Genomic DNA, 14,072 nt, shown 5'->3' with positions numbered 1-14,072 from the left:
AAGGCTCAACTGTTAATCTTGGAAAAATCAACACGTTGCCTTAACAGAGCCATTAATAAAAGCTTCCATTCACTTATTCTTCCCAGTCAAGTCCTTCTAAAAATTGATAAATGTCTTCGTGAAGCTGGTCCTTTTCTTTATCCAATGTAATGGCATGTCCTGATTCTTCATACCATTTCAGCTCCTTTTGTACGGATTCCGCTTGAGTGTAGATAAGATTTGCACTATCTGGATTGATCATATGATCATGCCTTGCCTGTACCACCAAAAGCGGCGCATAAATCATATCAATATGATCGCGTACATCAGCAATTAAGTCTTGCAGGGCCTTGAGTGTCTTCATGGGTGTTTTTTGAAACTCCTGCATTTCTTGCTCAACCTCTTGCTCTGTTTTGCCTTCTAGTCTTTTATATTCGCGGGCATAGTCTAGGATTCCTTCATACATGACTTCTTCACTTTTTATATAAGCAGGCGCGCACATTGGCACAATTCCCTTTATAGGTAAAGTGTATCCTAATTTTAAGGAAAATACCCCACCAAGTGAGAGCCCGACTGCCGCAATTTCTTTATGACCCTGACTTTTTAAAAACTCATAGCCAGCTTTTACATCCTGCCACCAATCCTCAGGTCCGGATTGGACTAATTCCTCCGGCGGTACTCCATGACCCTTATATAAAGGTGCATGACAGGTATAGCCCTTTTTCTCAAGGAATCGGCCAAGCATACGGACATCAGCTGTATTACCCGTAAAGCCATGCAATAATAAGACCGCACGCTTTCCTTTTCCAAATGTAAATGGTTTTGGTGTAACAATTTTCATCAATAACAGACCTCTCTATTCATATATTCGGGTAATCATAGTTTTTACAAATGATTTTGGAACATGCTAATATTCTGATTTAAACAGAAAAGCGGAAGCTCCTAATCGGGACAACAAAAGACCTGACCACGTGGCCAGGTCTTTTCTGTATTATATTCCAAAATAAGCGACAACGATTGCCAATACAAAGAATAATACAGATAATACAATAGTTAAACGCTGAAGGACTAAATCGAGTCCGCGCGCTTTTTGTTTACCAAATAACTGCTCTGCTCCACCTGAAATGGCCCCAGATAAACCTGCACTTTTTCCAGATTGAAGTAGAACGACAACAATTAGAGCGATCGATACAATCACTAGTAATGTAATTAATATTGTATGCAGCATATTAAACCTCCTGAAAACGCCCTTTTACAATATTTCTATTTTATCATATTATCCATTCTAGTACCAAACAAATTCACGAAATTGTAAAGACTGAAATGACATCTTTCGGTCTTGATAAAAAAAAGACATAAGAAAAACGGGACTAGCGTAAAGTCCCGTTTTTTGCGGCATTAGCCATTGCCATTACAGCAATTGACAACCCGAAGCGCTTGGACTTTTCCACAATCTAAGACAAGAATGGAGCCATTTTCACTAAAATAAGCACAGCAGGTATCATCATTAAAGTTGACAAATGTTAATCCGGCAAACATAGTGCCTCCACATAAAAACACATCGACAGAAGTACCTGTTTGCAATTCTCTAAGCTGGTTACATACACAGCCTCTACATCTGCCATTACCATTATCTTGAACACCCATTACTTCGCCTTGACGAAATCCCATATAACTCATTCAGAATTCTCTCCTTTCCGTTGAAAAATATCACCCGCATTTATACTTTATGCTCCGACTTCAAAAGAGCTTGGACAAACCCTATATGTCGAAAACACAATTTTTCTGACAGAAAAGAGAAAAAGCCTCCATCTGCGGGGACGTGATCCCACACGGAATGGAGGCTAATAACGGTTAGGTTTGAATTACTTCTTTAAGTTATAGAAAGACTTGATGCCAGCGTATACTGCTTGCTCGCCAAGTTCGTCTTCGATGCGAAGTAATTGGTTGTATTTTGCGATACGGTCTGTACGAGACATAGAACCAGTCTTGATTTGACCAGCGTTTGTTGCAACAGCGATGTCTGCAATGGTAGCATCTTCTGTTTCACCAGAGCGGTGAGAAACAACAGCTGTGTAGCCAGCACGCTTCGCCATTTCAATAGCATCAAAAGTTTCTGTTAGTGTACCGATTTGGTTCACTTTGATTAGGATAGAGTTTGAGATACCCTTTTCGATACCTTCAGCTAGCTTCTTCGTGTTTGTTACGAATAGATCGTCCCCAACAAGCTGAACTTTATTACCAATGCGATCAGTTAGAAGCTTGTGACCTTCCCAGTCGTTTTCATCTAAACCATCTTCAATGGAGATGATTGGGAATTCGTTGCAAAGCTCTTCATAGAAATCAACCATTTCTGCTGAAGATAAGCCAGTACGTCCTTCACCAGCAAGATCATATTTGCCAGTTTCTTTGTTGAAGAACTCAGAAGAAGCAACGTCCATGCCTAGAGCAATATCTTTGCCTGGCTCATAGCCAGCCGCTTTGATTGCTTCGATGATTACTTCTAATGCTTCACGGTTAGATCCAAGGTTTGGAGCGAATCCACCTTCATCACCCACAGCTGTATTTAAGCCTTTACCAGAAAGAACCTTCTTCAGGGCATGGAATACTTCTGCACCCATACGAATCGATTCCTTGAAAGAAGGAGCTCCAACAGGAAGAATCATAAACTCTTGGAAGTCTACGTTGTTATCAGCGTGAGAACCACCGTTGATGATGTTCATCATTGGAGTTGGAAGTTGCTTCGCGTTCACACCACCGAAATAACGGTATAAAGGAAGACCTACAGATTCAGCAGCAGCGTGTGCAACAGCCATAGATACACCAAGGATCGCGTTGGCACCTAATTTGCCTTTGTTTTCAGTTCCGTCTAATTCGATCATCGCTTGGTCGATGCCCACTTGGTCTGTTACGTCCATGCCGATGATTTCTTCAGCGATTACGTCGTTTACATTTTCAACGGCTTTCAGAACACCTTTACCAAGGTAACGTCCTTTGTCTCCGTCACGAAGCTCAACGGCTTCGTATTCACCAGTTGATGCACCAGATGGTACTAACGCACGTCCAAAAAATCCTGATTCTGTTAAAACTTCTACTTCAACGGTTGGGTTACCACGGGAATCAAGTACTTCACGAGCATAAACATGTTGGATGTATGGCATAGAAAATCTCTCCTTTAATAGATGATTAATATATTTTTCTCCGATTTAGAGAATTAAGTTACTAGAATGATTATAATTATTTGTTTTCGCTTGAAGAGGAGTTATAGGCTACTACCGCTCTTGCGAATTTTTCGCTTCTTCGGTAGCTTATACCACTTATAGGCTACCGCTCTTATGAATTTTTCACTTCTTTGGTAGCTTATACCGCTTATAGGCTACCGCTCTTGCGAATTTTTCACTCTTTGGTAGCTTATACCGCTTATAGACTACCGTTCTTGCAAATTTTTCACTTCTTCGGTAGCTTATACCGCTTATAGGCTACCGTTCTTGCGAATTTTTCACTTCTTCGGTAGCCTATACCGCTTATAAGCTACTGCTCTTACAAATTTTACACTTCTTCGGTAGCCTATACCGCTTATAGGCTACCGCTCTTGCGAATTTTCCGCTTCTTCGGTAGCTTATACCGCTTATAGGCTACCGCTCTTACGAATTTTACACTTCTTCGGTAGCCTATACCGTTCTTTACGCTTTAATAATCGTCGTTCCAGTCATTTCAGCTGGTTTTTCTACTCCTAGTAGATCTAGGATGGTTGGGGCAAGGTCCGCTAGAATACCACCGTCACGGATGGTTACGCCCTCTTTCGTTACAATAACCGGTACCGGATTCGTTGTGTGAGCTGTCATTGGCTTGTCATCAATTGTGATAACTTCATCCGCATTTCCGTGGTCAGCTGTGATGATGGCGTGACCGCCTTTAGCAAGGATGGCATCGACGACTTTACCTAAGCACTCATCAACCGTTTCAACGGCTTTAATGGTTGGTTCCAGCATACCGGAATGTCCTACCATGTCTGGGTTTGCGAAGTTCAAAATAATCGCGTCAAATTTATCCGCTGCAATTTCTTTAAGAAGTGCATCCGTCACTTCATAGGCACTCATTTCAGGCTGTAAATCATATGTGGCAACCTTTGGTGAATTAATTAAAATTCGCTCTTCACCAGGGAATGCGTCTTCACGTCCACCGCTTAGGAAGAACGTAACATGAGGATATTTCTCTGTTTCAGCGATACGTAACTGTGTTAAGTTATTTTGCGCTAAAACCTCCCCAAGTGTGTTATCCAGGTTCGTTGGTTTAAAGGCCACATAGCCGTTAACCGATTCACTGAAATGGGTTAAGCATACAAAATGTAATGGGGATGGATGCTTTTCCCCACGATCGAACGAACGGAAGTCTTCATTCGTAAATGTGTTCGAAATTTGGATGGCACGGTCTGGACGGAAATTATAGAAAATCACCGCGTCATTGTTTTGAATCGTCGCAACCGGCTCACCATTTTCCTTTGTAATGACAGAAGGAAGCACAAACTCATCATAAATGCCGTTCTCATAGCTGTCTTTCACAACCTGTAATGGATCAGTGTAGGAAGGACCCTCACCGTATACCATCGAACGGTAGCATTTTTCGACACGCTCCCAGCGCTTATCACGGTCCATTGAATAGTAACGACCAGAAATCGTGGCAAATTCACCAACGCCGTATTCCTTCATTTTTTCCAGTGCTTCACTAATATAGATATCAGCTGTTTGCGGACCTACATCACGACCGTCTAAAAATCCGTGTACGTACACCTTCTTCAGACCGTGGTCTGCTGCCATACGTAGTAATGCATACATATGGGTAATATGGCTGTGCACACCACCGTCAGATAATAGGCCAAATAAATGAAGGGCAGAATCATGCTGCTTTACATGGTTTACCGCATCAAGGAAGGTTTCATTTTTCTCAAATTCACCTTCACGAATCGCAATGTTTACGCGGGTAAAGTTTTGATACACAATTCGGCCAGCACCGATATTCATATGGCCAACCTCTGAATTTCCCATTTGCCCATCTGGAAGACCAACTGATTCACCGCTGGCACCTAAATGGTTATGCGGGAACTGCTTCCACAAACGGTCAAAATTTGGTTTCTTTGCCTGGGCCACTGCATTTCCCTTTTGCTCGTCCCGGCAGCCAAAACCGTCTAAAATAATTAACGCAACAGGCGCTTTACTCATTCTTTCCACCCTCCAACAATTGTAGGAAAGATGCCGCTTCTAAGCTGGCGCCTCCAACTAAGGCTCCATCGATGTCTGATTCTGTCATATATTCCTTGATATTTTCCGGCTTTACACTGCCGCCGTATTGAATGCGGACTGCCTCCGCTACTTCTGCTGAAAACTGCTCTGACACAACGGAACGAATATGGGCACATACTTCGTTCGCATCCTGTGCTGTTGAAGACTTACCAGTGCCAATCGCCCAGATTGGTTCATAGGCAATGACCGTCTCTTTCGCCTGCTCTGCTGAAAGTCCTGCAAGAGCTTTCTGAACTTGAGAAGCGACAAACTCATTTGTTACGCCGCTTTCACGCTGCTCTAATGTTTCACCACAGCAAACGATCGGAATCAAGTTATGTTTAAAAGCAGCCAATACCTTTTGGTTCACAGACTCATCTGTTTCATTAAACATCTCACGGCGTTCAGAGTGACCGATAATCACATACTGTACACCAAGGTCTGCTAAGGCAACCGGGCTGATTTCACCTGTAAAAGCACCTTTTTCTTCAAAGTGCATATTTTGAGCACCGATTTTTACATCTGTATTTTTCGCAAGCTCCACCAAACTATGCAAAAATAAAGCTGGAGCACATACAACGGACTCTACTTTCTCATTTGATGGAACTGCCTTGATGATTTCTTCCATAAAGCTTTTGGCTTCAGGAAGGGTCTTATGCATTTTCCAGTTTCCCGCGATAATTGGTTTGCGCATTTTGTTATACATCCTTTCAAGCTATAGAAAGCTTAGCTTCCCTTATTTATCGTTCAGTGCTACAACACCTGGCAGCTCTTTACCTTCCATGAATTCCAAGGAAGCACCACCACCAGTTGAGATATGGCTCATTTTTTCGGCAAGGTTGAACTTCTCAACTGCTGCAGCTGAATCGCCACCGCCGATAATCGAATATGTATCGTTCGAAGCTGCTAAGGCCTCAGCGACTGCCTTCGTACCATTAGCGAATTTATCGATTTCAAAAACACCCATTGGGCCATTCCAAATGACAAGTTTCGACTTTTTGATGACGTCAGCATATAGCTCAGCCGTTTTCGGACCGATATCCAACGCTTCCCAATCGGACGGAATCTCTTCAATGGAAACATTATTTGTATTGGCATCTGCACCAAATTTATCTGCCACAACGGCATCAATTGGCATATAGAAGTTGACACCCTTCTCCTTTGCCTTTTCCATAAAGGTCTTTGCTAGTTCAATCTTATCTTCTTCTAAAAGAGAGTTCCCTACCTCATGACCCTGTGCTTTCACAAACGTATAAGCAAGACCGCCGCCAATAATCAGATTATCAACCTTCTCTAACAGATTATCAATGACACCAATCTTATCCTTTACCTTTGCTCCACCAATAATCGCTGTAAATGGGCGTTCTGGGTTAGAAAGGGCTTTGCCGATTACCTCAAGCTCTTTATCCATTAAGAAGCCGGATACTGCAGGAAGATGATGGGCGATTCCTTCTGTTGATGCATGGGCACGGTGTGCAGCTCCAAATGCATCATTTACATATATATCTGCTAATTCCGCAAAAGCCTTCGCTAATTCCGGATCATTTTTTTCTTCTCCAGGGTAGAAACGAACATTTTCAAGCAGGAGGACATCGCCTTCATTCATTTCAGCGATAAGTGATTTGACTGAATCGCCGTGAGCCTCGTCCGCTTTTTTAACATCCTTGCTAAGTAGTTCTGATAATCTCTTAGCAACCGGTGTCAAACGCATTTCTTCTACTACTTGTCCTTTTGGACGTCCTAAGTGGCTAGCAAGAATGACCTTTGCTCCTTGCTCCTGCATGTACTGGATGGTTGGAAGTGCCGCACGAATACGGGTTTCATCTGTAATCTGACCATCCTGCATTGGTACGTTAAAATCAACGCGGCAAAATACTCTTTTCCCTTTTAAATCAATATCTTTTACGCTCTTTTTATTCAACGAAAAGATCCTCCTTTAAGAAGTAAGTATAGAAAAGCAAATCCATAAGCGGTAATCGAATGGTCAATCTTCTTTCATGCCATTCATCCGCATGAAAAAAGGAGCGGGGAATGTTCCCCCTCCCCTGTGATACCCTTAACCATTATAGTCGTTCGCTGGAAAATTTTCCAATAGTTTCTTTAACGAACATTATAATTATTTTCACAAATAGAAAAGCGTAAGCGCCTTGCCCAGCGGCGTATGGACTGGAGCACTCCGGACTGAGATAAAGGAAACACGAAGAACGCGTTAGCGTGATTCGATGTTGACTTATCGTAAGGAGGAAGTGTGAAGTCCACTAGACGCTAGGCGCTGAAGCTAGACACTAGTCTAAGTTTAGCGCAGTTATTTTGTTTATAAAAGAAGAAAGGCGCCCGAGATGCTATCGGGCAGATGGGCGCCTATTTTAAATTAAAGACCTTTTTTTGCAATATAATCAACTAGGTCAACTACACGAGTAGAGTAACCAGTTTCGTTATCGTACCAAGAAATAACTTTAACCATGTTTCCTTCCATTACCATTGTGGAAAGTCCATCAACAGAAGAAGAATGTGGGTCACCGTTATAATCTCTAGATACTAGTGGCTCGTCACTGTATTGAAGAACTCCTTTTAATTCACCTTCAGCAGCTGCTTTTAATGCTGCATTTACATCTTCAGCTGTTACTTCTTTCTCAAGCTCAGCAACAAGGTCAACTAATGAAACGTTAGGAGTTGGTACACGTACTGCCATACCGTTTAATTTACCTTTAAGCTCTGGTAATACTAGAGATACTGCCTTCGCTGCACCAGTTGAAGTTGGAATCATGTTCTCAGCTGCTGCACGAGCACGACGGTAATCCTTGTGTGGTAAATCTAGAATTTGCTGGTCATTAGTATATGAGTGAATCGTTGTCATCATACCACGCTTAATGCCAAATTTGTCATTAAGAACCTTTGCAAATGGAGCTAAGCAGTTTGTTGTACATGATGCGTTAGAAAGTACATGATGGTTTGCCGCATCATATTGGTCTTCGTTAACACCCATTACGATTGTGATATCTTCGTCAGATGCTGGAGCAGAGATAACAACCTTTTTCGCACCTGCTTCAAGGTGTTTCGCTGCATCTTCACGCTTTGTGAAGCGTCCAGTTGATTCAACTACTACTTCTACGCCAAGATCTCCCCAGCCTAGGTCAGCTGGATTACGTTCAGCTTTAACAATGATTTCTTTTCCATTAACGACTAGGTTATTGCCGTTTACAGATACTTCAACATTTAAAATTCCGTGTACTGAATCATATTTTAAAAGGTGTGCAAGCATGTTTGCATCTGTTAAATCGTTAACAGCTACCACTTCTACATTCGGGTTATTTAGTGCAGCACGTAATACGTTACGTCCGATTCTTCCAAAACCATTAATACCAATTTTTACTGTCATTATAATTTCCTCCTTTAATTATGTAAGGATTATTTTTTATAGAATCTTTATTAAAAGGGCCTTACCCTTGTAACAACTTAGTTGCTGCCGCTTCATCTGTAATTAATACAGTTGATGTCGGCGCCTGCTTCATATAAGCACGAATCGCTTTTGCTTTTGAAGCACCACCTGCTATCGCAATAACATGGTTAACCTTCTCAAGGTCCTTCAGCTGCATGCCGATTGTCTGCACTTTATGAACAACCTCACCAGCTTCATTAAAGTAGTAGCCAAAGGCTTCTCCGACAGCTGCAGACTCTTCAAGCTTGTTGATGTCCTCTGCACTTGTCTTTCGACGCTTGGCCATGGTTATAGCATCTCCAATTCCATGCAAAACCATGTTGGCCGATTTGATTAAATCCAAAACTGCTTTAATTTCCGGATCCTTTTTCATCGATTGATACATCTCATTGCTTACTTGATCAGGTACATAAAGAACACGATGCTTCGAGCCCGTTTTTTCTGCCATTTTCGAGCAAATCGTATTGGCTTGATTTTTGACATCCTCCCCAATACCGCCACGAGCTGGAACAAATAATAATTGACGATCCTGTGACTGCGGAGACATCATTTCGGCAACTGCAGCCATAGTAGTACCGCCGGTTACTGCAATGATATTTTCTCCTGTTAAATTATTATTTATGCTTGTAACACATGCTTTTCCAAGTTCATCCTTCACCCAAGGAGATTCTTCACTGTCCCCGGAAACGATGATGACCTTGTTTATCCCAAGCATCTTCTTAAGGCTTGCTTCCATTTCATCAATTCCCATAATCTCACGGATGTAGCTCTGGAGTTCTTCCACGAGCTCTCTTCCATCTTCTGTCAAGCTCATTCCAGCTGTCGTGCTGAATAAGAGCTTTTGCAGCTTCAGGAATTCTACCTCGCTTCTTAACACTCTCTCTGTCAAACCAAGAGAAGCAGCAAGACTTCTCCGACCGACTGGCTCCATCGCTCCGATAAAACGGAGAATTTGAAATCTTTTTTGGATAGTAGGTAGCAGGTCAGGTAATAATCTTTTTTGTAATTCAATCATTGATTTCATTCTATGTAACTCCTTCACGGTTGGTCAATAAAAGTCCACGTTAGACATATTATGTCCCACCTGACACAAAAAAAATTACCCTGCAGAAATTATTCTAGCAGGAAAGTTTTCCTATTTCAATAGCAAAGAATCAATTATTTTTCTGAAAACGCTTTATATAATAAGGTTTTGTCTATTTGTCCATATTGGACTTCTTTCCCATCTAATAGAATAACGGGAATCATTAAGCCATACGCCTCAGTCCATTCATCCCGTTCTTCAATATCACATTCTTCATAAGCAAAATCGAAATCATTTTTGAGCTCCATGATGATTTCCTTTGCTATATCGCATAAATGACATCCATTTCTGGTAAACAGTGTTACAACCTTCATCTTCTTCATCCTTTTCTGTTATCATCCGAACCGTTTTCTTTTCGAGGAGGAGGGAATTCCTAATTGATCACGATACTTGGCAATTGTTCTTCTTGAAACAACGATGCCTTTCTGCTCCTCCAAAAGGGAAGCTAAATCCTGATCTGAAAGCGGTTTTTGCTTATCCTCCGCTTCAATCATCTGAGCCATTTCCTTTTTCACCTGAACAGATGAAGCATCCTGGCTAGAGTTTGTTTTGATGGTACTGGAAAATAATGATTTTAATTCAATTGTCCCAAAGACCGTTTGGGCATATTTTTCTCTCACTGCCCGGCTTACAGTTGATTCATGAATCTCCAGCTCCTCAGAAATTTCCTTCATGGTCATCGGCTTTAAGTATTCCTTCCCATGCTTGAAAAATTCAGGCTGTTTTTCAATCATTTTTAGAGCTACCCTTAGCAAGGTTTCTTTGCGCTGCTCTATGCTTTTCATAATCCAGTGATAATCCTGCTGTTTTTCCTGCAGAAAACGCTTGACCTTCGCATCACCATTCGCATGAAATTTTTGATAATAGCCTTCATTAAACTGAATTTTCGGCAGGGACTCATCGAGCATTTGAACAGAAAATGCTTCACCATCCCATTTTATCATCAAATCAGGAATAATGTAGGCCGATGGCTCTGAGGAATAATCCGAGCCTGGTCTCGGGTTTAAGGCCTGCACCTCATCAAAAACCTCCTGAATCTGCTTCATTTCTATCTCTAACTGCTTCACAATCAAACGCCACTTTTTTTCAGCAAATAATAGAAAATAGTCGGAAAGGATTCGATAGGCTAATTTATCCTCATCACGGTTATATTTAAGCTGTAAAAGCAGACATTCCTGCAGGTTTCTCGCGCCAACCCCAGGAGGCTCCAGCGCCTGAATGGTTTCTAACGCCTTTTCTGCTACTGGCTGTGGTACAGCTAAAATATCGGCTACTTCATCTAGAGCGATATGTAAGTAACCGTTTTCATCTAGGCTGTTAATTAAAAAAAGAATCGTCTTTTTTAGACTTTCATTGTAGGATCGTAAATCTAATTGGGCTAATAAATAGTCCGCTAAGGTGGTTTCATTTTTTGCCATTTGCTCGAGCCAATTGTGTTTATCCTCACGTAAGGACTTTTTTACCTTTTTAACAGAATCATATCGAGGGTCTACGGATTGAATGCTCCCAGGTTCGATTTGCAGAAGCGGGTTTTCGATTGCCTTATTTTCGAGAAATTCCATTAATTCCTGGGTGGAATACTGCAACAAGGCAATCGCCTGGGTTAATTCCTGAGTCATGGATAATTTCATCGTTTGCTGCTGCCATAATCCTGCCTTCATACTCATGAACATCACCTCTTGTTAATTTTACAATATGAACCTTTTTTCGTGAATGAAAATATGATTATTTAAAAATACTACTATAATTATTGTTTTATGCTAGAAATTGACAGAGAAATAATAAAAAAGAAACTTGCAAAGAAAAATGTCTTATCATATAATGAAAAGGCGTTGTTAAATGACGCTTTTATTTTGCCCTCGTGGTGCAACGGATAGCACGTAAGATTCCGGTTCTTAAAATGGGGGTTCGATTCCCTCCGAGGGCGTACTAAAAACAAAAACACCTATCCCTTTGGATAGGTGTTTTTTTGTGCACTTAAGCATGAAACTCGTTTAAGACCACTGATGCTTGGTTATGATGAAAGAGGAAACATACGGGTCAACATCACAACAAAAATATTGTCGAATAATTCTTTGATTCAGATTCAGGTCTATTATTTGACCTTGTTTGACCATCAGTGTATGATTAAATTACAAACAGCTATAGGATATACGCTTTCTATCGCTGCGGAACCTATAGTAATGAGAAGGAGGATATAAAAAATGAATTTAATCCCAACAGTTATTGAACAAACAAACCGCGGGGAACGAGCATATGATATTTATTCCCGACTGTTAAAAGACCGTATTATTATGCTAGGAAGCGGAATTGATGATAACGTAGCAAACTCGATTGTTGCACAATTACTTTTCCTTGAAGCAGAAAATCCTGAGAAGGATATATCCATTTATATTAACAGCCCTGGTGGAAGCATCACAGCTGGAATGGCGATCTATGATACTATGCAGTTCATTAAACCGGATGTACAAACCATTTGTATTGGTATGGCTGCCTCAATGGGTGCCTTCCTACTAACTGCTGGTGCACCTGGAAAGCGCTATGCTCTTCCAAATGCAGAAGTCATGATTCACCAGCCACTTGGCGGTGCACAGGGTCAGGCAACTGAAATTGAAATTGCTGCTAAGCGTATCCTTTTCCTACGCGAAAAATTAAATACGATTCTTTCAGAGCGCACAGGTCAGCCGCTTGAAGTCATTTCTCGCGATACTGATCGTGACAACTTCATGACAGCAGAAAGAGCAAAGGAATATGGCCTAATTGACCATATTATTTCACGCAGCAATGCTGTTGAAAAGAATGATAAATAATTAAAGTGCTGAGCGCTTTAATGACTAAAAAAACTCGCATGCATTGAAAAATGCTGCGAGTTTTTCTTTTTATATGATTCAATTGAATAACAGCATTAATCTTCCTGCTCAATATACTTTGACAGTTCTTCAATCGCTTCGTTCTCATCACTTCCCTCTGCACTCAATAGCACCGTGCTTCCTGAACCAAGAGCAAGGCTCATAAGCCCCATAATACTTTTTGCATTTACCTTTTTACCGTCTTTTTCTAAATAAACATTTGATAAAAATCGATTAGCTTCTTGTACAAACAAAGCAGCAGGACGAGCTTGCAAACCTGTTTTCAATTTCACTTCAACCTGTTTTTCTACCATCTCACATAATCCTCCTAATAAAGTATCATTATATCTCTTTATCATTAATGGGTTTTGACCCTAATTGTAACCAGCTGTCACGATACAAAGCTATACGATTTCCGATTTTCCTTCATTGCTGTGGACCTTGCTCTCGTAACTATACTATTTTATTATACACTTCTTTTGTTTAGAGTATTTTAAATCGTTTGACCTTTTCGTAATTTTTCTGCGATTTCATCAATTTTTCGAAGCCGGTGATTGATGCCCGATTTGCTAATGGTGCCGCCGGAAACCATTTCACCTAGTTCCTTTAGGGTCACATCCTGATAATGAACACGAAGCTCGGCGATTTCGCGCAATTTTTCCGGCAAAATCTCGAGACCGACAGATTCTTGAATATATTTAATATTCTCCACCTGACGAATGGCCGCTCCAATCGTTTTATTTAAATTAGCGGTTTCACAGTTCACTAACCGATTGACTGAATTTCGCATATCCCGAACAATCCGAACATCCTCAAACCGAAGGAGGGCATTGTTGGCCCCAATAATAATGAGAAAATCAGTTATTTTCTCTGCTTCCTTTAGGTACGTGATAAAGCCCTTCTTACGCTCCAGTGTCTTGCTATTTAAATCAAAAGAGTTCATGAGTTCACATAGTGAATCGTTGTGCTCTTTGTAGAGTGAAGCGATTTCAAGATGATAGGAGGAAGTCTCCGGGTTATTGACAGAGCCTCCTGCTAAAAACGCTCCACGTAAATAGGAACGCTTACAGCACTTTTTCTTAATTAGCTCTGGTGAAATATCAGTTTGAAATTCAAAGCCTTCCCCAACTATTTTTAAGTCCTCTAAAATACTGCGCGTATTTTCTACCATTCTAACAATATACACGTTATTTTTCTTTAAGCGCATTTTTTTTCGAACTAATAGCTCCACGCTAACGGTATAGTATTTCTTTATTAGCGTGTAAATTCTTCTAGCAATCGCTGCATTCTCGGTTTGAATATCCACTGCTAGCTTTCGATTTGTAAAAGAGAGGGAGCCATTCATTTGAATGAGGGCTGATAGTTCGGCCTTTCCACAACAATCCTTTACCTCTAAATTTGTCAGTTCCTTTTTTGTCTCTGAAGCGAAAGACATTGCTGCA

14 protein-coding genes and 1 tRNA gene are annotated in these 14,072 nt (G+C 41.0%); 2 read left to right on the top strand and 13 right to left on the bottom strand.

From position 1 onward, the window contains the following. Nucleotides 1–73: 73 nt before the first annotated feature. From BQ5321_RS05860 to rpoN, 11 genes are all read right to left on the bottom strand, one after another. On the bottom strand, nt 74–820 hold the full coding sequence (locus BQ5321_RS05860) for an alpha/beta hydrolase (protein ID WP_071393620.1): 747 nt from the start codon (nt 818–820) through the stop codon (nt 74–76). 150 nt (nt 821–970) lie between these two features. Beyond that, nucleotides 971–1,204, bottom strand: a complete 234-nt coding sequence (gene secG, locus BQ5321_RS05855) for a preprotein translocase subunit SecG (protein WP_071396796.1) — start codon at nt 1,202–1,204, stop codon at nt 971–973. 173 nt (nt 1,205–1,377) lie between these two features. Continuing rightward, the gene (locus BQ5321_RS05850) at nt 1,378–1,659 is read right to left on the bottom strand and encodes a hydrolase (protein ID WP_390622138.1); all 282 of its coding nucleotides are present in this window, start codon (nt 1,657–1,659) and stop codon (nt 1,378–1,380) included. A gap of 185 nt (nt 1,660–1,844) precedes the next feature. Next, nucleotides 1,845–3,140 (bottom strand): phosphopyruvate hydratase, encoded by a 1,296-nt coding sequence (eno, locus tag BQ5321_RS05845; RefSeq protein ID WP_071393619.1) that lies wholly within the window; start codon nt 3,138–3,140, stop codon nt 1,845–1,847. Nucleotides 3,141–3,662: 522 nt separating this feature from the next. Next, entirely contained in the window at nt 3,663–5,198 is a 1,536-nt protein-coding gene (gene gpmI, locus BQ5321_RS05840) for a 2,3-bisphosphoglycerate-independent phosphoglycerate mutase (protein ID WP_071393618.1), read from the bottom strand. Beyond that, nucleotides 5,191–5,952, bottom strand: a complete 762-nt coding sequence (gene tpiA / locus BQ5321_RS05835) for a triose-phosphate isomerase (protein WP_071393617.1) — start codon at nt 5,950–5,952, stop codon at nt 5,191–5,193. Before tpiA ends, gpmI begins: the two co-directional genes overlap by 8 nt. 42 nt (nt 5,953–5,994) lie before the next feature. Then, nucleotides 5,995–7,179, bottom strand: a complete 1,185-nt coding sequence (locus tag BQ5321_RS05830) for a phosphoglycerate kinase (protein WP_071393616.1) — start codon at nt 7,177–7,179, stop codon at nt 5,995–5,997. 450 nt (nt 7,180–7,629) lie between these two features. Then, nucleotides 7,630–8,637 (bottom strand): type I glyceraldehyde-3-phosphate dehydrogenase, encoded by a 1,008-nt coding sequence (gene gap / locus BQ5321_RS05825; protein WP_071393615.1) that lies wholly within the window; start codon nt 8,635–8,637, stop codon nt 7,630–7,632. A 61-nt stretch (nt 8,638–8,698) separates the two neighbouring features. Beyond that, on the bottom strand, nt 8,699–9,721 hold the full coding sequence (locus tag BQ5321_RS05820) for a sugar-binding transcriptional regulator (protein ID WP_071393614.1): 1,023 nt from the start codon (nt 9,719–9,721) through the stop codon (nt 8,699–8,701). A 134-nt stretch (nt 9,722–9,855) separates the two neighbouring features. Then, nucleotides 9,856–10,095 carry a glutaredoxin family protein gene (locus tag BQ5321_RS05815; RefSeq protein ID WP_071393613.1) on the bottom strand — a complete coding sequence of 80 codons (240 nt, stop codon included), beginning with the start codon at nt 10,093–10,095 and terminating at the stop codon, nt 9,856–9,858. A gap of 21 nt (nt 10,096–10,116) precedes the next feature. Next, the gene (gene rpoN / locus BQ5321_RS05810; RefSeq protein WP_071393612.1) at nt 10,117–11,448 is read right to left on the bottom strand and encodes an RNA polymerase factor sigma-54; all 1,332 of its coding nucleotides are present in this window, start codon (nt 11,446–11,448) and stop codon (nt 10,117–10,119) included. A gap of 188 nt (nt 11,449–11,636) precedes the next feature. On the opposite strand from rpoN, the gene BQ5321_RS05805 reads away from it, so the two are divergent. Further along, nucleotides 11,637–11,708 (top strand) — tRNA-Arg (locus tag BQ5321_RS05805). A gap of 277 nt (nt 11,709–11,985) precedes the next feature. Then, complete coding sequence (clpP, locus tag BQ5321_RS05800) at nt 11,986–12,591, top strand: ATP-dependent Clp endopeptidase proteolytic subunit ClpP (protein WP_071393611.1); 606 nt, start codon at nt 11,986–11,988, stop codon at nt 12,589–12,591. Nucleotides 12,592–12,686: 95 nt separating this feature from the next. Here the strand turns inward: clpP and BQ5321_RS05795 are convergent, their stop codons facing one another. Both BQ5321_RS05795 and whiA read right to left on the bottom strand, forming a co-directional pair. Next, nucleotides 12,687–12,944: an HPr family phosphocarrier protein gene (locus BQ5321_RS05795; protein ID WP_071393610.1), complete on the bottom strand. Its 258-nt coding sequence runs from the start codon at nt 12,942–12,944 to the stop codon at nt 12,687–12,689. 179 nt (nt 12,945–13,123) lie between these two features. Continuing rightward, nucleotides 13,124–14,065 carry a DNA-binding protein WhiA gene (gene whiA, locus BQ5321_RS05790; RefSeq protein ID WP_071393609.1) on the bottom strand — a complete coding sequence of 314 codons (942 nt, stop codon included), beginning with the start codon at nt 14,063–14,065 and terminating at the stop codon, nt 13,124–13,126. Nucleotides 14,066–14,072 lie beyond the last annotated feature (7 nt).

Source organism: Bacillus tuaregi (assembly GCF_900104575.1).
Lineage (GTDB): Bacteria > Bacillota > Bacilli > Bacillales > Cytobacillaceae > Bacillus_BD > Bacillus_BD tuaregi.
The sequence above is the reverse complement of the archived record's forward strand: the minus strand, read 5'-3'. Positions and strand labels throughout refer to the sequence as shown.

Coding starts and splice junctions, on each gene's coding strand:
- BQ5321_RS05860 (WP_071393620.1), bottom strand. CDS start 820: ATGAAAATTGTTACACCAAAACCATTTACATTTGGAAAAGGAAAGCGT.
- BQ5321_RS05850 (WP_390622138.1), bottom strand. CDS start 1,659: ATGAGTTATATGGGATTTCGTCAAGGCGAAGTAATGGGTGTTCAAGAT.
- eno (WP_071393619.1), bottom strand. CDS start 3,140: ATGCCATACATCCAACATGTTTATGCTCGTGAAGTACTTGATTCCCGT.
- gpmI (WP_071393618.1), bottom strand. CDS start 5,198: ATGAGTAAAGCGCCTGTTGCGTTAATTATTTTAGACGGTTTTGGCTGC.
- tpiA (WP_071393617.1), bottom strand. CDS start 5,952: ATGCGCAAACCAATTATCGCGGGAAACTGGAAAATGCATAAGACCCTT.
- gap (WP_071393615.1), bottom strand. CDS start 8,637: ATGACAGTAAAAATTGGTATTAATGGTTTTGGAAGAATCGGACGTAAC.
- BQ5321_RS05820 (WP_071393614.1), bottom strand. CDS start 9,721: ATGAAATCAATGATTGAATTACAAAAAAGATTATTACCTGACCTGCTA.
- BQ5321_RS05815 (WP_071393613.1), bottom strand. CDS start 10,095: ATGAAGGTTGTAACACTGTTTACCAGAAATGGATGTCATTTATGCGAT.
- rpoN (WP_071393612.1), bottom strand. CDS start 11,448: ATGAGTATGAAGGCAGGATTATGGCAGCAGCAAACGATGAAATTATCC.
- clpP (WP_071393611.1), top strand. CDS start 11,986: ATGAATTTAATCCCAACAGTTATTGAACAAACAAACCGCGGGGAACGA.
- BQ5321_RS05795 (WP_071393610.1), bottom strand. CDS start 12,944: ATGGTAGAAAAACAGGTTGAAGTGAAATTGAAAACAGGTTTGCAAGCT.
- whiA (WP_071393609.1), bottom strand. CDS start 14,065: ATGTCTTTCGCTTCAGAGACAAAAAAGGAACTGACAAATTTAGAGGTA.